The following is a 24,583-nucleotide window of genomic DNA, read 5'->3' as shown; positions in this document are numbered from 1 at the left end:
GCATGGCACAAGAATTTTCATATGAAATTTTAGAAGAAATAGCTGTTTTATCAGAAAATGATAAAGGGTGGCGCAAAGAACTGAATATTGTCAGTTGGAATGGTCGTCCGCCTAAGTTTGACTTAAGAGATTGGGGTCCAGAGCATGAAAAAATGGGCAAAGGCATCACATTGAGTAACGAAGAATTTGCGGCATTACAAAAAGCCTTAAAAGAGATGGAGTAGGTGAGCAGATGAAGAGTATGACCGGTTTTGGTAAGGCAAGCGCTGAAAATAGTGATTATCAAGTGGAAGTCGAGATAAAAAGTGTGAATCATCGTTTTTTGGATTTACAAATTCGCAATCCAAAACAAATTAACGAGTTGGAAAATAAGATTCGACAAACTATCAAAAAAACGGTCCAAAGAGGACGCGTTGAAGTATTCGTGACCATTAATGAATTGGCTGATACCAATAAAGAGGTGGTAATCCACTGGCCGCTAGTAGACAAGCTCGTTACCGAATTAAAAAGAGAAGCTGCAGCCCGCTATGGTGAAACAGAGCTTGCTGTTGCGAATGTTTTAGAACAAATTGTCACTGTGCCAGATTATGTCGAAGTAAAACAAGAGAAAAGTGACACTAGTCAATTGGAAACTCTTGTGACAAAGGCAGTCAGTGAAGCGACGTTAGCTTTAAACAAAAGCAGAAGTCAAGAAGGTAGTGGGATTTTAGCGGTCTTAACAGAAAATGAACAGGCGCTTTTAGAACAATTGACACAATTAAAAAAATTCAATACGACTTTTGAGCAAACATTTAAAGAACGTTTTGAACAAAAATTGCAAGACTACCTAGGGGCGCAAGTAGATCAAGAACGTCTCCTGACCGAAATGGCGCTTTTGATTGAGCGGGGTGACATCAATGAGGAATTGGATCGTCTTTTCATTCATTTAAAAACATTTGCCGATATTTTACAAAAAAATTCTGCGGTGGGACGGGAATTGGATTTTCTGATTCAGGAAATAAATCGTGAAATAAATACGATTGGTTCTAAAAGTAATGCGATTGAAATCAAGGAGTTTGTCGTCCAAATGAAGACAATCGTTGAAAAAATTCGCGAACAAGTGCAAAATGTAGAATAAAGTAGCACAAAATTGGTTGTTAGAAAGGATGGAGTAAAATGAAATATTACGATATTACGTTTCATGAAGTATCAGGACGGGCGGTAATTAAACGGGCGGTTCCTTCTGAAAAGGCACCTTTTGCCGCATGGGAAGATGCTTGTGTCAAAATTACAGCCGATCAATTATTTCTAATGGTCAATGAAACAAATGTCATTTTAGAACGAAAATTTATCACCAGAACAGATGTTGAAGAAGTAGCAGACCCAGTCGATACAAATCAAAAACGTAAAGATGAATTTACAACGATTGTTAATACATTATCTAATATGGGCTTTTAGCCACAGTTGAAGTTTATAAGACAATCTTTTTTTCTTCATTCAAAGGTAGCAATTTTAGACATTTGCATCTATAATAGAATCACTGTTAAATTTTAAGTTAAAATGTTGACCAGCAAACAAGAAGTGAAAGGACGTCAGTATGTCAGAGCGAGGCTTATTAATTGTATTATCAGGGCCTTCAGGTGTTGGTAAGGGGACTGTGCGTAAAGCGATTTTTGAAAGTGATGATAATGACTTTCAATATTCGATTTCGATGACCACCCGTCCAATGCGCGAAGGAGAAGTTGATGGGGTCGATTACTATTTTCGGACCAGAGAAGAATTTGAAGAACTAATCGAAGCTGGGCAGATGTTGGAGTATGCTGAATATGTCGGCAACTACTATGGTACGCCACTTTCTTATGTGGATAAAACATTAGATGAAGGCAAAGATGTCTTTCTTGAAATTGAGGTCCAAGGAGCCCGCCAAGTAAAAGAAAAAGTACCTGACGGCGTTTTTATTTTCCTAACACCGCCGGATTTGCAAGAACTAAAATCCCGTATTGTTGGTCGCGGAACAGATGCCGCTGAAATTATCGAAGAACGAATGAAAGTTGCCAGAGAAGAAATCGAGATGATGGCACTTTATGACTATGCGGTAGTGAATGATGAAGTTCCTCTTGCCGTGGAGCGCATCAAAGATATTATTGCAAGTGAACACTTCAGAGTCGATCGTGTGATCGGCAAATATATTAAAATGTTAAAGGAGATGTAGTTAAAATGATGCTACGCCCATCTATTGACTCATTGTTAGACCGAGTAAATTCAAAATATTCTTTAGTTATCTTATCCGCTAAGCGGGCTCATGAATTAGATGCTGGCGCTAAACCAACATTAGATCAATTTGATTCTGTCAAAAATGTCGGTCGTGCGTTAGAAGAAATCGATGCTGAAACATTAATTAATGATCCGCATCCTGAAATCAAACGGGCACGTTTAAAAATGGAACAAGAAGAAAACAAAGCGGTTCAAAAACGTGAACAACAAGAACTAGAAGCGCGAATCAGAGAAGAACAAAACCTATAAAATAAAACTGATTTTAGCCAAAATCAGATTTTGAACCAGTTATAGTCAAGATGTGGCATGTTGTGATTTATCACAATGTGCCACATTTTTTGTCAGTTTCATTTTAGATCAAAGTAGATAATTTTAAAATTTCCTTTGTTTAACAGACAAAATTTCTTATTTTTAGTAGAATATAGCGAAGAAGGAGGGGGAAACATGTATCCTCTAGCAGAAGTTATTGTCGATGTACCGACAATGCAAACCGATCAGCCATTTACCTACTTGATTCCGGAAAATTTGCAATCTTTGGTAAAAAAAGGGATGCGTGTTGAAGTCCCTTTTGGTAATGGTAATCGACATATCCAAGGGTTTGTAGTCGGTTTAAGTGAAACCACTACCCTAGACCCACGTTTAAAATCACTCATTCGCGTTTTAGATATTGCCCCTGTTTTAAACGAAGAATTACTCGCTTTAGCTGACTATATGAAAGAAACAACCTATGCTTTTAAAATTACCTGCCTGCAAACAATGCTCCCAAGTGTGATGAAAGCAGAATACAAAAAGACGATTTTATTGTTGGATGAAAAAAGCGTAGCCGCAGACTATTTTCCAGCAAATGGGGAGCTTGATTATGATGAAGCGCAAAAAAATGGCGTGTTACCCCAATTAATGAAGTTACGCCAAGAAAAGTTAGTCGATATTCGTTATGAAGTTCATAATAAAAATCGGGTGAAAACTATCCGGATGGTCAACTCTTTAATGACTGAAGATAAAGTAGCGCAAATCCGCGATACTTTGCGCAAAGGAGCGTTACGCAAAGCGCAGTTATTAGAAATTTTAGCCCAACAAAAAGAAGCCTTACCGGTAAAGTATTTTACTGAATTGGGCATTACCACCGCTCACTTGAATCAAGGGGCAAAAGATGGCTGGCTTGAACTTTTTGAAACGGAAACTTATCGTGATCCCTTTGCAGAACATGAATTTGAAACCACCACCAATTTTGTCTTAAATGAAGAACAAGCCGCAGCAGTTGCTAAAATTCTAGCAGCTTACCAACAACAAAAAGCCCAGACTTTTTTATTAGAAGGAATTACCGGTAGTGGTAAAACAGAAGTCTATTTACAAGCTATTCAGCAAGTTTTAGCCGATAATAAAACCGCGATGATGTTAGTGCCTGAAATTGCATTAACACCGCAAATGGTCGAACGGTTTAAAAGTCGCTTAGGTGATGCGGTGGCGGTTTTACATAGCGGCCTGTCAAAAGGAGAACGTTATGATGAATGGCGTAAAATCGAAAGAGGAGAAGCGCAAGTTGTGGTAGGCGCTCGTTCTGCGATTTTTGCCCCATTAGAAAATATCGGTTTAATTATTGTCGATGAAGAACACGAGGCGACTTATAAACAAGAAGAAGCCCCTCGTTATCACGCACGGGACTTAGCTATTTGGCGTAGTCGTTACCATCACTGCCCGATTGTTTTAGGTAGTGCAACGCCTTCTTTAGAGTCACGGGCGCGGGCGCAAAAAAACGTTTATACGCTTTTGCCGTTAAATCAACGTGCTAATCCCAACGCGCAGTTGCCAACAGTTGAAATTGTTGATTTAAAAGATGAATATAGCCAAGGCAATATGACTTCATTTTCTAAAAGCCTCCAAGAAAAAATGCGTGACCGCTTAGCAAAAGGCGAGCAAATTGTCTTACTGTTAAATCGGCGGGGCTACTCTTCTTTTATGATGTGTCGTCATTGTGGTTATGTATTGGATTGTCCTAATTGTGATATTTCATTGACTTTACACATGGATACCAAAACGATGCGTTGTCATTATTGTGGCCATGAAGAAAAGATTCCGCAAAAATGTCCAGAATGCGGGAGTAAAAAGATTAGTTATTATGGTACAGGTACTCAAAAAGTCGAAGCAGAATTAAAAGAATTATTACCAGCGGCCCGTATTTTACGAATGGATGTTGATACGACCCGTAAAAAAGGAGCCCATGAAAAAATTCTAACGGCTTTTGGAGAAAAGAAAGCGGATATTTTATTGGGGACACAAATGATTGCGAAAGGACTGGATTTTCCTGACATTACCTTAGTAGGGGTCTTAAATGCTGATACAGCGCTAAATTTACCCGATTTTCGTTCCAGTGAGCGTACTTTTCAGTTGTTGACGCAAGTGAGTGGACGGGCTGGGCGCGGACAAAAAACAGGAGAAGTAGTTATTCAAACGTTTAATCCAGAACATTACGCGATTGCTTTAACCAAGTCCCAAGACTATGAACGTTTTTACCAACAAGAGATGAAAATGCGTCATGAGGCAGGTTATCCGCCATATTATTTCACCGTTAAATTAACAGTAAGTCATGAAACAGAAAGACAAGCAGCTCAAAAGAGTTTTCAATTAGCACGGCAGCTACAAACGGCATTAAGCCCGACTGCTTTACTGCTAGGGCCTACACCAAGTGCAATCATGCGAATTAAAAATCGGTATTATTACCAAATTATTATTAAGTATAAACATGAACCAGCTTTAAAACCATTGCTAGCGCAAATTTTAACCGAAAGTCAAATTGATCAACGTAAAGGACTTTATGTGTCCATTGATAATGAACCTTTGAATTTTATTTAGTTGCCATTGCCAGTAGCTTGTTTCAAGTTAATTTTTAGCTTCAAACACTACAAGAAAAGTTAGGAGTAAATATGCCTTATCCAATTTTATTAGACCCAGACCGCCGCTTACGCCAAGAAAATAAAGCAGTTTCAGAAATTACCGATGATTTGGTGATGATGTTAGACAAAATGCATGAAACCATGGTGGTACATGATGGCATCGGTATCGCAGCCCCCCAAATAGGAAAAAATCTGCAAGTGGCGATTGTTGAATTAGAAGAAGCAGAACGATTTGAAATGATCAATCCCAAAATCATTGCCCAAAAAGGTAGTACAATTGATGTTGAAGGATGTTTGAGTATCCCGCATGTCTATGGTACCGTCAAAAGAGCGGATTTGATTACAGTTCGGTTTTATGATCGGGAAGGTGACGAGTTGGAAGTAGAAGCAGATGGCTATCTTTCACGGGCGATTCAACATGAAATCGACCATTTACACGGCATCTTATTTACCGATAAAGTTATTGATTACATTAAAGAAGAAGACTTAGAAGCATATATGGAGGCGCATGAAGATGACTAAAATAGTTTTTATGGGAACACCTGCTTTTTCAGTTCCGATTTTAGAAGGATTATTAGAAGCCGGCTATCAGGTTCAAGCTGTAGTAACCCAACCAGATCGACCAGTCGGACGTAAACGCGTAATCACACCACCACCGGTAAAAGTTGCCGCTTTAAAACATGATTTATTAGTTTTACAACCAGAAAAAATTAGCGGCTCACCTGAAATGGCAAAAATTGCGGAACTTGCGCCAGATTTAATTGTAACAGCGGCATTTGGTCAGTTTTTACCAGAAAAATTACTACAAATTCCGCGACTTGGTGCCATTAACGTCCACGCTTCATTATTACCAAAATATCGCGGTGGCGCTCCTGTTCATTATGCCATTATGAATGGCGAGGACAAAACGGGTGTTACGATTATGGAAATGATTAAAAAAATGGATGCCGGTGCCATATATAACCAAGCAGAAATTCCAATTACAAAAACGGATGATGTTGGTACCATGTTTGAAAAATTGAGCTTACTGGGAAAAGGGTTGCTATTAGACACTCTACCAGCATTAATTAATGGTGCGCTAGAAAAAACACCGCAAGATGAAGCCAAAGTGACTTTCTCACCCAATATTACTCGGGAACAAGAAGCGATTGATTGGCAAAAAACGGCTGTTCAAATTGATAATCAAGTGCGGGGCATGCGCCCGTGGCCAATTGCTTTTACAACGTATCGTGGTGTCCGTTTTAAAATTTGGGATGTGACCCCACTAGCTGAAACGACAGATGCAACACCTGGAACAATTATCAAAAAAGATAAACACGAATTACTTGTTGCTTGTGGTCAACAGACTGTTTTAGCGCTTAATGAATTACAACCTGCCGGCAAAGGCAAACAAGAAATTCAGGCCTTTTTAAATGGGGTAGGACAAAACGTAGTACAAGGAGAAAAATTAGGTGAGTAATAAAATACCCAAATCCATGAAAAAATCGGTTCGTTATGTCGCATTACACGCGCTAGAACGAGTGGAAAAAGGCGGCGCGTATTCCAATCTATTAATTAATGATGCTATTTTAAAAGGTCAGCTTTCTGATAAAGATGCTCGCCTTTTAACCGGTCTGGTGTACGGCACGATTTCTCGTCAGCTATTACTTGATTATTATTTGTCACCATTTTTAAAAGGGGCAAAAAAAGTTGATACGTGGGTCCGCTTGTTGTTACGCCTTTCTTTATTTCAACTGCTTTATTTGGATAAAGTACCCGCTCATGCAATTTTAAATGAAGCGACAGAAATCGCTAAAGTTAGAGGAAATATCGGAATTAGCAAATTCGTCAATGGCGTTTTGCGCAACGTACAACGAAAAGGTGTCCCGGCGGTTACAGAAATTGCAGATCCGCTGGAACGTTTGGCAACAGAAATTAGTATGCCTGTCTGGTTGACAGAAAAATTTGTGCAACAAATTGGTAGCGAACAAACTCTAAAACTTGGCTTGTCTCTTTTTGAAGTCAGTCATGTTTCAGCGCGGGTAGACTTGCGAAGTGTAACCCGCGAAGAAGCGATTGCAACTTTATCAGAAGATGGGATAGAAGCCGAAAAAAGTATCGTTTCACCTTTTGGGATTGTTGCAAAAAAAGGCTTTTTAGCTGGTAGCCAGCTTTTCCGTTATGGTGTATTAACAGTCCAAGACGAAAGTTCGATGTTAGTGGCACCGGCCTTGCAAGTTGAAAAAGGAATGAAAGTGTTAGATGCCTGTGCAGCTCCTGGTGGGAAAACAACCCACATTGCGACTTTTCTTGATGCAGCAGCCGGTGGAAAAGTCACCGCACTAGATATTCATCAACAAAAAGTCCAACTTATTAAAGAAAACGCTGCTCGTCTAAGAGTAGAAGATGTAGTCACTACGCAACAATTAGATGCAAGAGAAGCCCATGAGGAATTTGCGCCGGCTTCTTTTGATCGTATCTTAGTCGATGCTCCTTGTTCAGGTTTAGGATTAATGCGGCGTAAACCAGATATTAAGTATCAAAAACAAGCCAGTGATTTTACCCGTTTGCCGACGATTCAAAGAGAAATTCTCGACAGTGTGGCACAAACATTAAAACCTGGTGGCTTACTCATTTACAGTACTTGTACGATTTTGAAAGAAGAAAATCAAGATGTAGTAGAAAGCTTTTTACAAGATCATCCAGAGTTTAAATTGGTGCCAGTGATTGCAAATGAATTAATCACAAGTAAACTAGTAGATGAGATGTTGACATTATATCCACAGGACTTTATGACTGACGGCTTTTTTATTAGTTGTCTGAAAAAGGAAAAATGAGGTGGCAAAATGCAGATTAGTTTTCAAACGGATGTAGGCAAAAAGCGTAATAGCAATCAAGACTATGTCGCCGTTTTTAAAAATCAAGCTGCTATTACATTAGCAATTTTAGCCGATGGCATGGGCGGGCATCAGGCCGGTGACGTTGCAAGTAAAATGGCGGTAGAAGGCATTGGAGCAAAATGGCAAGAAACGGCAATTGATTCGCCAGAAAAAGCGTGCTCGTGGTTTGTCACAGCGATTCAAGCCGCTAATGATGCAGTTTATGAATTGGGACAAGAAAAACCAGAACTACAAGGTATGGGGACGACAATTGTGTGTGTTGCCGTTTTTGCTGAAGAATTTGCGTTAGCCCATGTAGGAGATAGTCGCATGTATTTGGTGCGAGATCATGAAATCACCCAGTTAACAGAAGATCACTCATTAGTAAATGAGTTGGTACGTTCAGGTGAAATTACCCAAGAGATGGCCGCGGTCCATCCTCGTCGCAATGTATTAACGCGTTCTGTTGGGATGCCTGGCTTAGTAGAAGTTGATATTGCCAGTCATTTTTATAAAGACGGTGATTATTTGTTGTTAGCTTCTGATGGTTTAACCAATATGTTAACTGATGATGTCATTAAATGGATTATCGATGAGCCGATTTCTTTAGATGAAAAAGTACAAAAGTTAATTTCTGGTGCCAATGATGCCGGTGGTGCGGATAATATTACAGTTTTACTAATTGAAATTGGAGGCACTGCCCATGATTGAAATTGGTAAAAAATTAAGCGGACGCTACTTGATTATTGGTAACATTGGTAGTGGCGGCATGGCCAATGTATTTTTAGCCCAAGATTTGATTTTGGATCGGGAAGTAGCAATTAAAATTTTACGTTTTGATTTTCAAAACGATCAAGATGCGATTCGCCGTTTTCAACGGGAAGCGTTAGCTTCAACAGAACTTGTTCATCCTAACATTGTTACCGTTTATGATGTCGGCGAAGAAGACGGCATGCAATATTTGGTGATGGAATATGTCAAAGGGATGGATTTAAAACAATACATTAAGAAAAATTATCCAATTCCGTATTTGACAGTAGTGGAAATTATGCAACAAATTTTAAGCGCAATCGCATTAGCCCACCAACACCGGATTATTCATCGTGATTTAAAACCGCAAAATATTTTGATTAATGAAGATGGTGTGGTGAAAATCGCTGACTTTGGAATCGCCATTGCCTTAACGGAAACTTCTATCACACAAACTAACACTATGTTAGGTTCCGTCCATTATCTTTCTCCAGAACAAGCAAGAGGAAGTATGGCGACTAATCAATCGGATATTTACGCGATTGGGATTATTTTATATGAAATGTTGACTGGACGCGTTCCATTTGATGGCGAGTCGGCAGTGACAATTGCTTTGAAACATTTCCAAGAAGAAATGCCTTCCATTCGCACTTTCGATCATAACTTACCCCAGTCTTTGGAAAATGTTGTTTTACATGCGACGGCCAAAAATCCAGCTGACCGCTATAAAACAGCAGATGAAATGCGTGAAGACCTAGCGACGGTGCTAAATCCGGAACGATTAAATGAACCGCGTTGGCAACCACATGTCATGGATGACGCCACCAAAGCGTTAACGCCAATTCCAGAAGAGCTGATTACAAAAGTCGAAGAAAAAGAAGAAGTAGCGCCGGTAGAAGAAACAAAACCGGAAAAACCTAAAAAGAAAAAAAGAAAATGGTGGCTATTACCAATTTTTCTATTTTTATTATTATGTGGCGGACTAGCTTATGCCTTCTTTTCCGGTGGCAGAGGAGAAGTTACAGTGCCAGATGTCAGTGAAATGACAGTAGCAGCAGCAAAAGAAAAACTGCAACAAGTCGGACTAAAACCTGGCAAGGTAGAAAAAATTCCAAGTGAAACTGTTGAAGCCGATCGGGTGGTAAAAACAGATCCTGCCATTGGTAATGTGGTCAAAGAAAACAGTGAAATCACGATTTATGAAAGTATCGGCAAAGAAAAGATTGAAATGAAAGATGTCACAGATGAAACTTACGATGATGCCTTAAGAGCGTTAAAAAATCTTGGTTTCCAAGAAAGTAATATCAGTCGCAAAGAGGAATATAGTGATGATGTTGCAGAAGGAAAAATCATTTCCCAAGATCCAGCAGAAGGAGAAAAAGTTTCCCCTGAATCACAAAAAGTCGTCTTAACGGTTAGTCGTGGTGTCGAACCGGTTAATATGGTGAATTATAGTGGCTATACGTATAACGAGGCTGTCAATGATTTAATGGAAAAAGGAATTAAAGAAAGCCAGATTAAAAAAGAAGAGACATACAGTGATACTACGCCGGAAAATCAAATTATTGCCCAAACACCAAAAGAAGGTGCAGAAGCAATTCCTGATAAAACGCAAATTACGTTGACGGTTAGTCTAGGAACTGACAAAATTACTTTGCCAGATTTAGCTGGAAAATCAGACATTGATGCCAAAAACACATTAAAAGATTACGGCTTGGAGTATGAAGCCGCAGAAGAATTTTCTGATAGTGTGGCAAAAGATCAAGTCATTCGCACAGACCCTGGGGCTGGTCAAACAGTCAAAATCGGCAATACAGTCAAGGTTATTATTTCAAAAGGACCAGATAAAAGTGATGAGCCACAAACTTTTAAAGTTAATTTAACGGCCAGTTACACTGGTTCAGACTCTGAAAACCAACAAGTGAAAGTTTATTTAACCGATGAAAATGGTACGAAAAAAGAAGTTGCCAACTTTACCTTAGCGCCGAATGATACCCACAAAGAAGCAATTGATGTGACGGTTAAAAAAGGCGAAAGTGCTACTTTTTATTTCCAACGAGATGACGGCAACGAAAATAGCCTAGCAGTTGATAAAGCTGGAGATATTGAGGTTCCGTAATAAAATAAAATAAAATAAAAGCGTAACAGAAGTAGTTAGTTAAGAAGTTGTTTCTTAACTTCCATTATTGTAAAAGAGCTGTGACAAGTTTTTGTCGCAGCTCTTTTTTATCTATCTTCTGTAAGGAATACAGCTCTTTACCAACTATTAAAATTTTATCTTACGACTGCTGTGTAGCGTAAGTGTTTTTAGTTTTTCAACTATAAATAATGTCTGAAATTAAGAATCATAAAATATGTCAAAACAAAATAAATAAATAAAGAATGAATTGTGTTTAGTTTCACAATAGAAGAGAATATTTTTTTAGTATTATCAAAAAAAGCATTTGGTAGGCCATAAACAAAAATAAATTGTGATTTTTATGACAACTTTATCACTTTTTTTAGAAAAATTTAAATATTTGAATAATAAGTATTATATTGCTTGTTATTTAACTTAATTTGTCGAAATTGTAATTTGTTTTTTTACTTATGATTGTCAAACAATGCACAAAGAAACTGTAGCTGTCACAAAGGGTGATCAATCCATATTTTATCAAAAATTTTAAAAAAAGTGATAAAAGTTAAATAACTTAAGTTCTTTTATTGCGGGTAGTATATGAGTGTATTAAAAGTTAATTTTTCATTTTATTAAAATTATTTAATTTTATTTTTAATAAATCATTTGAAATTGATGATAAAAAGTTATAAAATGAAATTGTAGATGATGAGAATAATTTATTTATTACTATTTTAAAATAAAATAATATCTGTTTTTTAGTTTTTGTGAACTTTATTTTGTGGGTTTTTGGTAAATAAAACTAAATTTAAAAAAACAAGAAAAGAAAATGCAATAATTTTTTTGGACTTACGTTTGTTATTTTTTAGTTGATTAAAAAGTTATTTTTTATTCATTTAGTTTTAATAGTGAAAAGTTTAATTAGAGAACTGTTGTTATGCTTGGTTGTTAAATGAATTAATTAAATCTAAATGATGCTTGTATCTCGTATACAGGTTAACTTTAGAAACAATTATCAGAGAGGAGTGATATAGATGAAAAAGATAGGGAATTTATTCACAATACTTACTTTGTTTTTGTCTGTCATTGTCTCTCCTTCTGTTTCTGCTTTTTCTTTGCAAACGAATAATTCGACGGTTAATTCCACCGAAGTGACACAAGAGTCAACTGAGGAAACGACCTTATCAAATAGTGCAGCCAGTAATCAAAATGGAAAAACCGATACTTCTGCTTCTGATGAAAGTAATCAAGCAAAACAAAAAGATGACGCATCATCTTTGGAAGAAGAATCTACCCAAGAAAGCGAACCAAAAAAACAAACGGCAGCTGATATAGCTAAACGACAATCACGAGCGGATATTTCCAGTGCGGTCAAAGTACTTGATTGGGCTATTATTGATGCACAAAATGAAGAAATTTCCGAAAGTAATGCGGCGGTTTCCAATCGTGCCTATGATTTAGTCTTTAAATTGCAACTTGGGAGTATGCAAGCAGGGGATACTTTTACAATTGATATACCGCAAGTAGGTGGTACTTCAAAGGACAATGATCATTGGTATATGCAGGCAACAAATGAAATCGAGGTTAAAGATGATAGTGATGAAGTAGTCTATACTTATAAAATTCAAGAAAAGCCGGGGGCAAATACCCAAGAAATTAAATTTCAAATAAAAAAAACATCTTTGCAAACAGTTGAACTCGATTTAGAACTTCCAGGAATGTTAGCTAACTTTGTTAAAACAAGCGGTGTTTTTCCTGTTACGTTTGGTAAAAATGAAAATGACGAACCATTTACAAAGAACATGAAGTTTGAAATTAACGAATTAAAAATGGCGAATGGTTTTTCGTTTAAATTTAATACAGCAGTCTCAAACAACTCCGTAAAATGGGGCATCCGCTTTAATGAAGCCGCGAATCTTGAGCTTGCTGGTGATGAGGTTAACTATAAAGTCAACGGTGGCGCAGGAAATCCTTATCAAGGGTTTTATCTGGATAATCCGTTGCGAAAACCAGAAAACTGGCATGAGTGGGGAGAAAACTACACGGATGTTTGGTCACCAGAGGTTAATAATCAAGGGACAGAAGATAACTACGGCGGTTATATCGAAGATGAATTACCGCCAGGTGCAACGGTTACGGAATTCACAATTTCTAGTTTTATTAACTTGCCAATCGGGCTATCTGCTAACGACTTAACAAATCAAGTAGGTGGTATTCCTTCTACGACTGCAGCATACGAGTCATACGTATTGGCCGATTATGGTAATGGACCAACCTATAGAAAGAATGGAGATACAGGTACTTTAAAACCTAAGGAAAACACCGGCTTCAAATTATTAAAACAAAATCCTGGCGAAACAAAATCAGATTTTAAAAATCGTGTACAATCTGAACCTTACCAATATGGGATTTATCAAGATAGCTCAGACAGGAAAACTGTGATGATTCATTTTGGTAGTCTAAAAAAAGCGGATAACGATCAAGAAAGACTACAAGATCAGACAAACGAAGAATATTCTGATAAAACTTTTAAAGATAAAGATGGGAAAGAACATACAATTCCACAATTTGCTGTGGAAGCGGCGCAAAAGACGATAAATGATGAGCGAAGCGGTTATACAAATGATGATCGCGATTTATTGGAACGCTACTTTACTTTAACTTATGGTGAATCAAATGCCATAAAAGGGGCAATAGCAGCATACAATATTTCTTTAAATGTGCGATATGATCCAGAAACAACTGGAGCAGTTATGAATACAGCAAATATTTATAACCATAGTGCACTGACACTAAACCGTACAGTACCAGAAAGAATGCCTAAAGCAAATAGTTCCACGACAACATTACGTAATCCAATTGGGCATATCACACTTTCAAGTACAGAAGTGTTACTGCAAAAATTAGATGCCGACCTCTTTACTGAAAATGGTGATTATATCGGAATTAATGGGGCAGAGTTTAAATTGCAAAGAAAAGTGGAAAACGGTTGGCAAGACATAGGCGACTCTATTTATACAACGGATAACATTTCTTACATTGAAGAGGAAAATGAAAAACAACTTGCAGGGATGATTCGACTCAATATTGAAACGATAATAGGTGATTCTGGTGCCAAATTAACGGATACTTTTCGCTTTGTGGAAACAAAGGCACCGACAGGATTTAGTGACCGTGATTCACCTAACTGGAGTAATGAAGCACAGGCCATCGTCTCAGACGAGTTTACTTTAAATAACTCTAGTACAGGAGTGGTCGTGACGGTGTGGAATCGTCACAAGCAAGCCAGCTATAAAGTGGAGCATTGGATACAAAAAGATAATACTCCAGGTAGTAGTACGGATGATTTTGAACTCGCCTATACAGAGGAAAAAGAAGCACTAGCCGGTGATAAGGTACAAGGACAGCCGCTAGATAGTTTACAAATAACGCACTACTATAACGCAAGTTTCACTTCTCAATATGGCCAGCTTAGTGGCACAGTACCTGATCCAGCTTCAGGTGATCCAGAACTTGTCTTAAAACTCTACTATACAAAAGATAAGGTGATTCCTTTTACTCTTTATAAGTTAGGAATAGATGGTAAACCTTTACGAAAAACAGAAACAGAGCAGGTTACCTTTCAATTATATCGTTGGATGTATGGAAAGCAGCCACCAGAGGCTACATGGGAAAATACACCTCCAACGCCTGAAAATATTGCGAAAGGGTATTGGACGTATGTTGTAGAAAATAAAACAACTGGAAAACTTACTTCCCAAGCGACTAAACCTAGTGACACGGATCTTGTTAAGCAACTGGAGTTAACGACCGATGAATTAGGTAGAATTCGCGATGAGCGCTTGGTCTACAGTACAGATTTTGGAGCACGATTAGCCTTAGTAGAAGTGGAAAATACGCACTCAGACTATGAAATACCAGAAATCACAGATAATTATTGGGTTGTGCAAATAAAAAATCCCACCGGTTTTGACTGGGTGGAAGGATACGGTACCAAAAAGACTGGAAAAGTTCAATATAAACCAGAAGGATCGGCTATTAATTACTGGGCAATTCCTAATCGTTTTGAAGTGAGTCCTACTATTTACAAAGTTGATGAAGATGATAATCCGATGGCCTCAGATAATACACAAAAGGTGGAATTTGATGTCTATGAATATATTGGTCCAGATAATATTCGTCCAGATAAAGTAACGAATGAAGTAAGAGACTTTAATAATCCTTTAGCATCAGCTTACAAGGCTAATTGGCAGAAATTAGGCGCTTCGCCATATCAGACGGATGCACAAGGGAAGATTGTTGATACTGATAATAACCCAATTGTGTTAGATGATAATAAAATTTATAGCTTCATTGAAACAAAAACACTTGCTGGGTATCAGTTGCCTAATAATCAATCCTTTACTCCTGACCGAGCGAATCACTGGTTGGTTAGCCTAGGTGGTAATTTGCAGTTGTCATCTGGCGTGAGTGGCTATGTCGATGCGAGACCTTCCCAATGGTTAGCTAATTTTTATGAAAAAGCGACATTATTTGAGGTGAAACCATCGGGAATCTATTTAAAAAATCGAAAATTAACTGAAATTCCGATTTTTAAAGTGGACGAAAATTTGAATCCAATTAGGCAAAGTTCAGCAGAGAATTTTCAATTTGAAGCCTATTTGTATCAAAGCTCAGGGGATTACAAAACAACCCCATTGAGTGATTCTTCATGGAAGAAGATATCTTCTGATGTTTTAGCCGATTCATTTGATGGTGACGGATTGGGGCAGTTATTCACAGAAGATGATACCTTAGAGAATAAAATCGGGCGCACGGAAGTTGTTAAAGAACAAATTGTCGGGATAAAAGAAATTAAAGGGATGACAGATTACAATAATCATACAGGTTACTGGGTGGTTAAATTAGTTTGGGATCCAAATGCAAAGGTTAATAATGTAACTAGTATCGAATATTTTGAAAATAATGAACTTGTTACGAATGATGAGGATACAGAATATCATAAATTGCTTAATGGAAAAGCGTATCTTAAAAATAGTCGCGTACCTGCCCACGACTTCTCTTTTATTAAAGAGGATGAGCAGCAAAATCCGCTAGGAAATGTTTCTTTTGCTTTATATAAAGCAAAATCAGAGACAGGAAGTGAGAACCCCAATGACCAAAATACACGCTGGGATATCACAGAAGAACCGTATCGAGAAGCAACCAGTAGTATGGATACCTACAATCTAGGAACCGTCTTCTTTCAAGGGCTCGTAACAGGAGAATACCTTTTACTAGAAACTAAGACAGTAGAGGGATATCAGTTGCCACAGGGTTACTGGATTCTTACTGTTTCTAATGGAGGAGAAGTTACAATTCGTGGTAGCACGGATCCACCACCACCAGCTTTCTATAAAAAAGATAATCAATATTACTTGCCAAATTATCGTGCAACTGTCATGCCAAAAGCAGGAGGGATAGGGCTTCACGTGATCGTCAGCATCGGTATTATGTTTTTAGGGCTAGCTGCAATCGTTTTGTTGGAAATCTACAAAGAGCAATTTTTACCGGGTGTCAGGTTTGTCATCGACAAATTGAAAAAATAAAAAAGGAAAGAAGATGAGAAAAATGAAAAAGCTAAATAAAATAATGGCAGCAATCTTGATGGTCTCGTCCATCATAGTGGGCGGTTTTGGAGCGCTGGCAGCAGCAGATGATCCTATCGCGCCAGATACAGGGGATTTGACGATTCATAAGTATCTACTAACAGATGATGTTGCCGGACCAGAAGGAACTGGTGATGCCAGTGATGCATTAAAAGTTCCCGATACGGCAAAAAAATTACAGGGAGTAGAATTTACTGTTTATAAAATAGGAGCTCCGACAGCAGGTGGTCCTGCGATTATTCCGGGTGGAGATGGCTGGACGTACACGTTAAATGATGCTGGTGATCAAGTCACTGCAAGTGATGGAACAGACACTTATGTTTATAACGTTGCTGAAGAATCTGCAAAACTGACTGGAACTGACGGTACTGCGAAATGGACAGGTTTACCTAAAGGGCAATATTTAGTTGTCGAGTCAAATGTTTCTGGTGCAAAAAATGAGGCAGATGAAAGCGTAACAATCGATGTGAAAACACCGAACTTTGTGGTAGCTGTTCCAATGTCAATTGAAAATGGTACTGGTTGGAATGCTGATGTCCATGTCTTTCCTAAAAATGATGCTGTCGTAGCAGAAAAAGAGGTAGATAAAACAGAAGGTGTAAGTATTGGTGACGTACTAAACTTTACTATCACATCGACAGTATTAGAAAAAATTTCGGAATATAAACAATATGATATCTCCGATGAATTGGATAATGCTTTAGATCTCGTTACTAATAGTGTAAAAGTGTATGGTGCAAACGGTTCAATTGTAAATCCGACTGAGATTGGTCAGGAATACTATACTATTGAGCCAATTGAGGGGAAAGATGCAGCTCGTGGATTTAAAGTATCTTTTAACCCTGCTGGACTTAAACACTTAGAAGATGAAGGATTTAAAAAAGTTGTCGTAAAATTCCAAGCCAAAATTAATGAAAATGCAGTTATTGTGCCGGATAGTGACCCAACTGGGAATATCATCCCCAATAAAGGGAAACTAGTGTACAAGAATAAAAGTGATGAGACGACAGACAAAGAAACTAACGAGACAGAAACCAAAGTTGGTGAAATTGAGTTAACCAAAGTAGATAAAGATGACAATCCTATTAAAAGTGATACAGCGAAATTTAAAATTAGTACTAGTGAAGCATTTGCAAAAGCAAAAGCATTTATCAAGGTAAAATATGAGAATGGCAAAGTTGTGGATGTAGCTTATCCAACTGATGATCAAGGAGCTTACGATAAGGATACGACAGATTTTGTTGATTATGAAATTGAAACCAATAAAGCAGATGGTAAAGCGCGCTTTGTTGGTTTGAAAGTACCAATTGATTATTGGGTAGTGGAAACAAAAGCGCCAGATGGCTACAACTTACTTGGCGATCCATTCAACGTGAAATTTGACAACGCTGAAGATGAAAAAGCTGCAAAATATGTTTACTCAGAAGAAGTAGTCAACTCAAACGGCTTTAAACTTCCTGAAACTGGGGGCATGGGATTAATTGCTTTAATCGTTGCTGGAATCGTAATTATTGGTCTAGCTGTAATGGTAGTGTTACCTAAGAAACGTCATTCATAAAAGCAACACTTGGTAGCGAAGGATTTCTTCGCTACTGTACATAAAACTGCTGAGAGGACGGATGAAATGAAACGAATAATTTTAGCTGTTTGTCTTCTTTTAGTAGGCGTAGGGATTTTGGGTTATCCTGTGGTGAGTAAATATCTTGCCGATAAAAATAGCAGTTATGTAATGGAGAAATATCAAGAAGAAGTCGCTAAAATTGATCAAGCAGTACTGGATAAAGAGTGGAAAAAAGCGGTTGATTTTAATAATTCATTAGCTGGCAATCCGGTGAAAGACCCGTTTCTTGAAGGTTCAGGTTATGCCATTCAAACCAATTACTATGATCTGTTAAATATTGATGAAATGATGGGGAAATTGGAAATTCCTAAGATTAGTGTCGAAATGCCGATTTACCATGGCACCAAGTCCTCCACTTTGCGAAAAGGAATTGGTCATCTAGAAGGTTCTTCGTTACCTGTGGGGGGGGGAAAATACCCATGCTGTCTTAACTGGCCATACTGGGGTAACTGCTGGAAAGATGTTGACGGATTTAACGGAGATGAAAAAAGGCGATTTGTTTTTTATAACCGTCTTAAATCAGACACTAGCTTATCAAGTTGACCAAATTCAAGTTGTCTTACCCGAACAAACAGATGCACTGCGACTTATTCCTGGTGAAGATCACGTGACATTACTGACATGTACGCCTTATGGGGTAAACTCTCATCGTTTATTAGTAAGAGGGGTTAGAACTGATTATACTCCAGCGGATAAAGAAAAAATAAAACCGATTAAAAGTTCCCAAGAGAGTCGTAAAATTATTATAGCCGCGCTTATCACCGCTGCAATCATGCTGATTCTAATTGGTATCAGAGTTTATTTTCTAAGAAAGAGAGCTTAAATTTGAAAGGAGCCAGACAAATGATGAAAAATAAAAAAAATGGTTATCGCTTGCTCATTTGTTTGCTGGCAACCGTGTTCGTAGCGATCTTTTTCTTTCAGGGCACAAAGAGCTTTGCACAAACAACTGATGAAGTGACAATTATCTTGCACAACCGTCTTTTAAGACAAGCGGATATGGCTGAATTTGACCCACATCAAAATGACGGCACAGAAGCTGAAAAAGCAGCGGATATCTATACCAAAACCACTCCTTTAGAAGGTGCGTATTTTGATATTTATGACATTACCCAGCTATATTTGGAAAGCAAATTGGATAAAAATGATTTTTTAGACCGGATGAATGAGATGAGTTGCCAAGAAGCTATCGCGTACTTGTCTAATCGTCAAATAAAGCCGTTAATCCAAAATTATAAAGCAACAGGTAAAACAGATGAGCAAGGTGTTGCACAATTTCAGGTTCCGCGTTATAACGAACAACTTCAAAGTGATGCTGCTTATTTAATTGTCGAAACCGGCGTAGATCCAGCGACAGGTATTACTGTTGATTTAAAACGGGCGCGTCCGTTTGCACTCGTCTTACCGTTACTAGACCCAGTAACGCAACAGGAGATGACAACTATTCATCTTTATCCAAAGAATTTAAACTATTTACGCAGCCCTTATTTTTATAAAATTGGTAAAAAAATAGATGGCTCAGAGGTTCCACTGCAAAATGTTGTCTTTGGTTTATACCGTTATAATAGTAAAAACGAAAAAGAATACTTGCATAAAAATCCTACGACTAATGTGAAAAATAAATGGTTTATGACCAATGATCCGGCCAAGGATGAAAATGTTGCTCGTTTTGTTTCAGATGAAAATGGACTGGTCTTGTTAACCGAGCACTATTTACCTGCAGGAACTTATTATTTTGACGAGCTTCAAGGTGTCGCAGGTTTTGATGTAAAACAAGATGCCCATGCAATTAAAGTGGTTATTCCAGATAGTTCAAGTGATGAAGAAGGAAAACTTCAACCGATTACGGTTAATGGTTATATCATGTCAGAAGATGATGATGGAAATATAACAGAAGAAGCAAGAAAAAAACGCGAACCTCGCGTATATAATCAGGAAAAGACCGGTACGACAAATCGTGAGGAAGATTCAAACAAACAAACAGGATTGTTAACTTCAAAAGAAACACCCCGCGGACGCCTACCCCGTACAGGTGAAATACTGGGACAGTCTTTCATCCTTTTAGGTGTTGTCTTGTTGCTGTTTAGCTTAATTTTGCGCCATCGCAAAAACAAAAACCAGCCATAAAAAAGAACAATAAAAATGATTATCAAAAAAGAGAGTGTGACAGAAGCTACTTTTGTCACATCGTCAGGTTTATTTAGTCTAATACTTGCTAAAAGTGATGAAGTCTTCGGCTTTCATCACTTTTTTTGTAAAAAGATGATAGATTTTACGGAGTTAACCACGACCTCGTGCTTTTTATTGTTTTACTTTTCATAGAGGTAGAAAAAGATTTTCCCATTAAGCCAAAGGGAAAACTTATGGTAAAATGACAGAGTACAGTCTTAATTTATTAGGAGGACAATGGGTGAAAGGTCAAATCAGAAAAGCTTTAAGTGGCTTTTATTATGTCGCTACTGCAGATGATACTCTTTATCAAACCCGTGGGCGGGGAAATTTTCGTAAACGGAAATTAACGCCGTTGGTGGGAGATTGGGTCGAATTTGAAAGTAGTAGTTTAACAGATGGATATATTTTAGATTTATTGCCTCGCAAAAATGAATTAGTGCGTCCGCCAGTAGCCAATGTTGATTTGGGCATTGTCGTGATCAGTATGGTAGAACCAGCATTTTCTTATAATTTGTTGGATCGTTTTTTAGTGAATTTAGAATATAAAGATATTGAACCTGTCATTTATTTAAGTAAGTTAGATTTAGTGACAGAAAAAGTACAAGTAGAAAAAGTTGTCGACACTTACCAAGCAATTGGTTATGAAGTAGTAGCACTAGCAGATCCAGCAGCTAATATCGCGCTATTAAAAAAACTATTTCATGATAAACTAAGCGTATTTATGGGACAATCTGGCGCAGGGAAGTCTACTTTATTAAATAAAATCCAACCGAATCTAAACTTAGCCACAGCTGCTATCTCTGATTATTTAGGACGGGGAAAACATACCACCCGACATGTAGAATTATTAGAAATAGGCGGAGGTTTAGTAGCTGATACACCAGGGTTTAGTTCGCTGGAATTTCAAGAGATTACCCCCCAAGAGTTACCGCGTATGTTTCCAGAATTTGTACAAGCGGCACCTTTTTGTAAGTTTCGTGAATGCCAACATGTGAATGAACCAGGCTGTGAAGTGAAGCGTCGAGTGGAAAAAGGCGAAATTGCTACCACACGTTACGATAATTATTTGCAATTTCTTTCAGAGATTGAAAAAAGACGACCGGTATATAAGAAAAATAAATAATTAATGCGAAGTTATATTGTCAGGAGGAGTTTTTATGAAAATTGCACCATCAATTTTAAGCGCGGACTTTGCCAATTTAGCCCGTGATATTCAGTTAGTTGAAAAAGCAGGCGCTGATTATATTCACGTGGATGTAATGGATGGCCATTTTGTGCCCAACATTACCATTGGACCGGCTGTTGTGGCAGCAATTCGTCCGGTAACAAAATTACCGTTAGATTGTCATTTGATGATTGAAAAGCCAGAAAATTATATTCCAGATTTTGCTAAAGCCGGTGCGGATATTATTAACGTTCACGTCGAAGCTACTCCGCATATTCATCGGGCGCTTCAGATGATTAAAAATGCCAACGTTAAAGCCGGTGTCACTATTAATCCTGGCACACCAGTTGCAGCGATTCAGCATGTTTTACAAATGGCAGATTTAGTTTTAGTAATGACTGTCAATCCTGGCTTTGGTGGTCAAGCATTTATCCCTGAAGCAGTTGAAAAAGTCAAAGAATTAAAAGCGCTAAAAGAAGAATTTGGCTACCATTATGAAATTGAAGTAGATGGCGGTATCGTTCCCGAGACGGCAAAAATCTGTCAAGCTGCTGGTGCAGATGTTTTTGTAGCGGGCTCTTATATTTACAATGCGCCTGATCCAGAAGATCGCATTGCGACCTTGAAAGAAGCTTTAACCCAATGAAAGTTTTACTCGTAGCCGGAGGAGAAAAAAAGCTGTGGCCACAAGCGATTATGGCAGAATCCTTTGATCTTTACGTCGGAATTGACCGCGGTGCTCTTTTTTTAGTGCAGCAAAAAAAACAACTCACTTTGGCAGTAGGAGATTTTGACTCTTTAACGTCTGAGGAAAAAAAATTCGTCTTTCAAAAAGCCGAAACGGTAGTGACAGCAGCGGCGGAAAAAGATGATACGGATACGCAACTGGCACTGCATTCTATCTTTACCCAATATCCTGAGGCGCAAATTACTTTGATTGGAGCGACTGGCGGTCGCTTGGATCACTTACTAGCAAATATCTGGCTAGGAGTAGAACCGCGTTTTGCTCCTTTTATGCAACAGATTACCCTTTGTGATTATCAAAATCATTTGAGTTATTTACCAGCAGGAAAACATATAATAAAGAAGATTTCTGGGATGAAGTATTTAGCTTATTGCTGTTTAACGCCAGTTTCCCAGTTGACCTTAACTAAAAGTAAATATACTTTGCAACAAGTCGACGTCTTGCAACCAACTTCTTATGCTAGTAATGAGTTTGTTGGGGATATAGCGGAAATAGAGTTTACTAGCGGTGTCGTTGCAGTCATCCAAAGTCGCGATTAAATCGGTTTTTTTAACCGATTTTTTTGTTGGGAAAAAGTAGGTAAGTTAGGGCAGAGTAAGACGGATGTAGCAATTTCTTTTTTCAAATTAGCGCATTATGACAATCAGTTGGAATTTACAAAAATTATAGCAAAACGATAAATTGTCTAAAAGCAGAAGATTTTACAAAAAATATCTTAAGAGTCGCCCCCTGCCTTTTGTTTAAAAGATTTTAGTGGTAAAATCATTACTATCAGTCGCACGATAAAATCGTGCCGGCTTTTTTCTTGAGGGGTGTACTTGTGAAGAAATTTAATCCAAATAAAAATATTATCATTACCTTGATTTTAGTCATTGTCGTAGTCTCTGTCATAAGCATTACAGCGGCAAGACGCGCAAATAATCAAAAAACAAATTTGGCGCAATCTGTTGCCAATGACAGTGTTTCGATTGTTGATCGTGTCATTAGTGCACCGGTGAAATTTGTTGAAAATACGTTTAGCAATGTCCAAAATTTATTTGTGACTTATAGCGAAAATGAACGCTTGAAAAATAAAATTGATTCTTATGATGAATTGGCCCAAAAGACCAAAAATCAAGAACGGGAAATTAAAAAATTACAAGCAGAACTAAAGTTAAACGAAACACTAACAGACTTTGAAAAAGTATCCGCCAATGTGATTACCCGCTCGCCGGATGCCTGGCAAGATATGTTAGTCATTGATAAAGGCTCCAAAGATGGGTTGAAAATCAATATGGCGGTATTATCGCAAAAAGGTTTAGTTGGTCGCGTTATCGAAGTCAATTTAACTTCTGCTAAAGTTGAATTGCTAACTTCTGCCAACCAAAACTCCGATCATTTTCCAGTGCGTATCTCGGGTAAAGAAGGGGAAACTTTCGGCCTATTGCGCAATTACGATGAAAAAACGGGCACTTTAATCGTGAACCAATTGACAGGTGAGAAAAAATTAAAAGCAGGCGATGTTGTACAAACTTCAGGCTTAGGGGGAAATTCACCAGCAGATTTACCAGTAGGAACCGTGGTTGAATCAAAATCTGATGATTATGGTTTAGATAAACAAGTTTATGTGAAACCTTATGCTGATATGTATGATATGTCTGTTGTGACTGTGGTGAAAAGAGCGGCAGGTGATAGCGAGTAATGCTTACAAAAGATACAGTAAAGTACTACGCTGCGCCAACGTTTTTTATCCTAATGTTACTAGATGGTCAGTTTACGCGCTTATTGGAAAATTGGAGTCGTAATTATTATATCGCCAATGCCCATTTACTTTTACTAGGAGTCTTGTGTGGCTGTATGGTGTTATCCAAACGCTATATGGTGATTACGGCAATAGTTTTAGGTTTGTTATTTGATATGTATTATGTTGGGGTTTTAGGCATTTATACAGTCGCGTTACCATTGAGTGTTTGGCTGATGTACGCCTTGGCAGATACGTTATACCGCAACGTTTTTACCATGTTTTTTGGCATGATTATCTTTGTGACTTTTTTTGAACTGGTAACCTTGGGTATTCAAATGCTCTTTAAATTAGCTGATGTGAGTGATACATTTTTTATCAGTCGTTTTTTAGGGCCAACGTTATTAATTAATATGCTTTTATTCATTATCTTTATCTTTCCCTTCAAGAAATTATTTGTTATCAAATAGTTTCTTGAAGGTTTTTTTGTGGCTAATAAATTGTTTTTATAAGTGGTACAGTGGGCGGATTAAGGTCTTAGTTTATGGCAATGCGAATGAACTTTCTACGTTAGTTAAGTTAAGTCATAAGAAATGAAAAGATAATGAATTGAAATTTTGCTTAGTGCTTGAAAGCTAAGCTGA

At 37.8% G+C, this 24,583-nt stretch carries 21 protein-coding genes; all 21 read left to right on the top strand.

Annotation, left to right across the window (positions count from 1 at the left end; genetic code table 11):
* Positions 1–2: 2 nt before the first annotated feature.
* The 21 genes from RU96_RS08975 (at position 3) to mreD (ending at position 24,409) form a co-directional block, all read left to right on the top strand.
* Positions 3–224: a YdbC family protein gene (locus RU96_RS08975; protein WP_071865199.1), complete on the top strand. Its 222-nt coding sequence runs from the start codon at positions 3–5 to the stop codon at positions 222–224.
* 8 nt (positions 225–232) lie between these two features.
* A complete protein-coding gene (locus RU96_RS08970) occupies positions 233–1,117 on the top strand; it encodes a YicC/YloC family endoribonuclease (RefSeq protein WP_071865198.1) in 885 nt (294 codons plus the stop codon).
* Between the two features lie 38 nt (positions 1,118–1,155).
* Complete coding sequence (locus RU96_RS08965; protein WP_071865197.1) at positions 1,156–1,437, top strand: hypothetical protein; 282 nt, start codon at positions 1,156–1,158, stop codon at positions 1,435–1,437.
* 139 nt (positions 1,438–1,576) lie between these two features.
* Positions 1,577–2,191 carry a guanylate kinase gene (gmk, locus tag RU96_RS08960; RefSeq protein ID WP_071865196.1) on the top strand — a complete coding sequence of 205 codons (615 nt, stop codon included), beginning with the start codon at positions 1,577–1,579 and terminating at the stop codon, positions 2,189–2,191.
* A 5-nt stretch (positions 2,192–2,196) separates the two neighbouring features.
* Positions 2,197–2,502 (top strand): DNA-directed RNA polymerase subunit omega, encoded by a 306-nt coding sequence (gene rpoZ / locus RU96_RS08955; RefSeq protein WP_071865195.1) that lies wholly within the window; start codon positions 2,197–2,199, stop codon positions 2,500–2,502.
* Positions 2,503–2,697: 195 nt separating this feature from the next.
* Positions 2,698–5,103 (top strand): primosomal protein N', encoded by a 2,406-nt coding sequence (gene priA, locus RU96_RS08950; protein WP_071865194.1) that lies wholly within the window; start codon positions 2,698–2,700, stop codon positions 5,101–5,103.
* 71 nt (positions 5,104–5,174) lie between these two features.
* Positions 5,175–5,666, top strand: a complete 492-nt coding sequence (gene def, locus RU96_RS08945; RefSeq protein ID WP_071865193.1) for a peptide deformylase — start codon at positions 5,175–5,177, stop codon at positions 5,664–5,666.
* Positions 5,659–6,603 carry a methionyl-tRNA formyltransferase gene (gene fmt, locus RU96_RS08940; RefSeq protein WP_071865192.1) on the top strand — a complete coding sequence of 315 codons (945 nt, stop codon included), beginning with the start codon at positions 5,659–5,661 and terminating at the stop codon, positions 6,601–6,603. The genes def and fmt overlap by 8 nt, the downstream gene beginning before the upstream one ends.
* On the top strand, positions 6,596–7,960 hold the full coding sequence (rsmB, locus tag RU96_RS08935; protein WP_084035483.1) for a 16S rRNA (cytosine(967)-C(5))-methyltransferase RsmB: 1,365 nt from the start codon (positions 6,596–6,598) through the stop codon (positions 7,958–7,960). The genes fmt and rsmB overlap by 8 nt, the downstream gene beginning before the upstream one ends.
* Before the next feature lie 9 nt (positions 7,961–7,969).
* Positions 7,970–8,713: a Stp1/IreP family PP2C-type Ser/Thr phosphatase gene (locus RU96_RS08930; protein WP_071865191.1), complete on the top strand. Its 744-nt coding sequence runs from the start codon at positions 7,970–7,972 to the stop codon at positions 8,711–8,713.
* Positions 8,706–10,871: a Stk1 family PASTA domain-containing Ser/Thr kinase gene (gene pknB / locus RU96_RS08925; RefSeq protein ID WP_071865190.1), complete on the top strand. Its 2,166-nt coding sequence runs from the start codon at positions 8,706–8,708 to the stop codon at positions 10,869–10,871. Before RU96_RS08930 ends, pknB begins: the two co-directional genes overlap by 8 nt.
* A gap of 1,031 nt (positions 10,872–11,902) precedes the next feature.
* Positions 11,903–16,456 (top strand): prealbumin-like fold domain-containing protein, encoded by a 4,554-nt coding sequence (locus RU96_RS08920; RefSeq protein ID WP_071865189.1) that lies wholly within the window; start codon positions 11,903–11,905, stop codon positions 16,454–16,456.
* Positions 16,457–16,478: 22 nt separating this feature from the next.
* Complete coding sequence (locus RU96_RS08915; RefSeq protein WP_071865188.1) at positions 16,479–18,074, top strand: SpaH/EbpB family LPXTG-anchored major pilin; 1,596 nt, start codon at positions 16,479–16,481, stop codon at positions 18,072–18,074.
* 66 nt (positions 18,075–18,140) lie between these two features.
* Positions 18,141–18,680, top strand: a complete 540-nt coding sequence (locus RU96_RS08910; RefSeq protein ID WP_249024174.1) for a sortase — start codon at positions 18,141–18,143, stop codon at positions 18,678–18,680.
* The gene (locus RU96_RS13220) at positions 18,598–18,960 is read left to right on the top strand and encodes a sortase (RefSeq protein ID WP_249024173.1); all 363 of its coding nucleotides are present in this window, start codon (positions 18,598–18,600) and stop codon (positions 18,958–18,960) included. The genes RU96_RS08910 and RU96_RS13220 overlap by 83 nt, the downstream gene beginning before the upstream one ends.
* 20 nt (positions 18,961–18,980) lie before the next feature.
* The gene (locus RU96_RS08905) at positions 18,981–20,264 is read left to right on the top strand and encodes a pilin N-terminal domain-containing protein (RefSeq protein ID WP_071865187.1); all 1,284 of its coding nucleotides are present in this window, start codon (positions 18,981–18,983) and stop codon (positions 20,262–20,264) included.
* A gap of 244 nt (positions 20,265–20,508) precedes the next feature.
* Positions 20,509–21,432: a ribosome small subunit-dependent GTPase A gene (rsgA, locus tag RU96_RS08900; protein ID WP_071865186.1), complete on the top strand. Its 924-nt coding sequence runs from the start codon at positions 20,509–20,511 to the stop codon at positions 21,430–21,432.
* Between the two features lie 34 nt (positions 21,433–21,466).
* A complete protein-coding gene (gene rpe / locus RU96_RS08895) occupies positions 21,467–22,120 on the top strand; it encodes a ribulose-phosphate 3-epimerase (RefSeq protein ID WP_071865185.1) in 654 nt (217 codons plus the stop codon).
* Positions 22,117–22,758 (top strand): thiamine diphosphokinase, encoded by a 642-nt coding sequence (locus tag RU96_RS08890; RefSeq protein ID WP_071865184.1) that lies wholly within the window; start codon positions 22,117–22,119, stop codon positions 22,756–22,758. The genes rpe and RU96_RS08890 overlap by 4 nt, the downstream gene beginning before the upstream one ends.
* A 281-nt stretch (positions 22,759–23,039) precedes the next feature.
* Complete coding sequence (mreC, locus tag RU96_RS08885) at positions 23,040–23,900, top strand: rod shape-determining protein MreC (RefSeq protein WP_071865183.1); 861 nt, start codon at positions 23,040–23,042, stop codon at positions 23,898–23,900.
* Positions 23,900–24,409 (top strand): rod shape-determining protein MreD, encoded by a 510-nt coding sequence (gene mreD, locus RU96_RS08880; protein ID WP_071865182.1) that lies wholly within the window; start codon positions 23,900–23,902, stop codon positions 24,407–24,409. Before mreC ends, mreD begins: the two co-directional genes overlap by 1 nt.
* The last annotated feature ends 174 nt before the right edge of the window (positions 24,410–24,583 follow it).

The organism is Enterococcus canintestini (genome assembly GCF_001885735.1).
Taxonomy (GTDB): Bacteria; Bacillota; Bacilli; order Lactobacillales; family Enterococcaceae; genus Enterococcus_C; species Enterococcus_C canintestini.
The sequence above is the reverse complement of the archived record's forward strand: the minus strand, read 5'-3'. Positions and strand labels throughout refer to the sequence as shown.

What these genes read in the sequence shown, in the direction of transcription:
- pknB (WP_071865190.1), top strand. Translation starts at nt 8,706, where the DNA reads ATGATTGAAATTGGTAAAAAATTAAGCGGACGCTACTTGATTATTGGT.
- rpe (WP_071865185.1), top strand. Translation starts at nt 21,467, where the DNA reads ATGAAAATTGCACCATCAATTTTAAGCGCGGACTTTGCCAATTTAGCC.
- priA (WP_071865194.1), top strand. Translation starts at nt 2,698, where the DNA reads ATGTATCCTCTAGCAGAAGTTATTGTCGATGTACCGACAATGCAAACC.
- fmt (WP_071865192.1), top strand. Translation starts at nt 5,659, where the DNA reads ATGACTAAAATAGTTTTTATGGGAACACCTGCTTTTTCAGTTCCGATT.
- RU96_RS08905 (WP_071865187.1), top strand. Translation starts at nt 18,981, where the DNA reads ATGATGAAAAATAAAAAAAATGGTTATCGCTTGCTCATTTGTTTGCTG.
- mreD (WP_071865182.1), top strand. Translation starts at nt 23,900, where the DNA reads ATGCTTACAAAAGATACAGTAAAGTACTACGCTGCGCCAACGTTTTTT.
- RU96_RS08965 (WP_071865197.1), top strand. Translation starts at nt 1,156, where the DNA reads ATGAAATATTACGATATTACGTTTCATGAAGTATCAGGACGGGCGGTA.
- RU96_RS08975 (WP_071865199.1), top strand. Translation starts at nt 3, where the DNA reads ATGGCACAAGAATTTTCATATGAAATTTTAGAAGAAATAGCTGTTTTA.
- RU96_RS08915 (WP_071865188.1), top strand. Translation starts at nt 16,479, where the DNA reads ATGAAAAAGCTAAATAAAATAATGGCAGCAATCTTGATGGTCTCGTCC.
- rsgA (WP_071865186.1), top strand. Translation starts at nt 20,509, where the DNA reads ATGACAGAGTACAGTCTTAATTTATTAGGAGGACAATGGGTGAAAGGT.
- rpoZ (WP_071865195.1), top strand. Translation starts at nt 2,197, where the DNA reads ATGATGCTACGCCCATCTATTGACTCATTGTTAGACCGAGTAAATTCA.
- gmk (WP_071865196.1), top strand. Translation starts at nt 1,577, where the DNA reads ATGTCAGAGCGAGGCTTATTAATTGTATTATCAGGGCCTTCAGGTGTT.
- RU96_RS08910 (WP_249024174.1), top strand. Translation starts at nt 18,141, where the DNA reads ATGAAACGAATAATTTTAGCTGTTTGTCTTCTTTTAGTAGGCGTAGGG.
- RU96_RS08970 (WP_071865198.1), top strand. Translation starts at nt 233, where the DNA reads ATGAAGAGTATGACCGGTTTTGGTAAGGCAAGCGCTGAAAATAGTGAT.
- RU96_RS13220 (WP_249024173.1), top strand. Translation starts at nt 18,598, where the DNA reads ATGTTGACGGATTTAACGGAGATGAAAAAAGGCGATTTGTTTTTTATA.
- RU96_RS08890 (WP_071865184.1), top strand. Translation starts at nt 22,117, where the DNA reads ATGAAAGTTTTACTCGTAGCCGGAGGAGAAAAAAAGCTGTGGCCACAA.
- def (WP_071865193.1), top strand. Translation starts at nt 5,175, where the DNA reads ATGCCTTATCCAATTTTATTAGACCCAGACCGCCGCTTACGCCAAGAA.
- RU96_RS08930 (WP_071865191.1), top strand. Translation starts at nt 7,970, where the DNA reads ATGCAGATTAGTTTTCAAACGGATGTAGGCAAAAAGCGTAATAGCAAT.
- RU96_RS08920 (WP_071865189.1), top strand. Translation starts at nt 11,903, where the DNA reads ATGAAAAAGATAGGGAATTTATTCACAATACTTACTTTGTTTTTGTCT.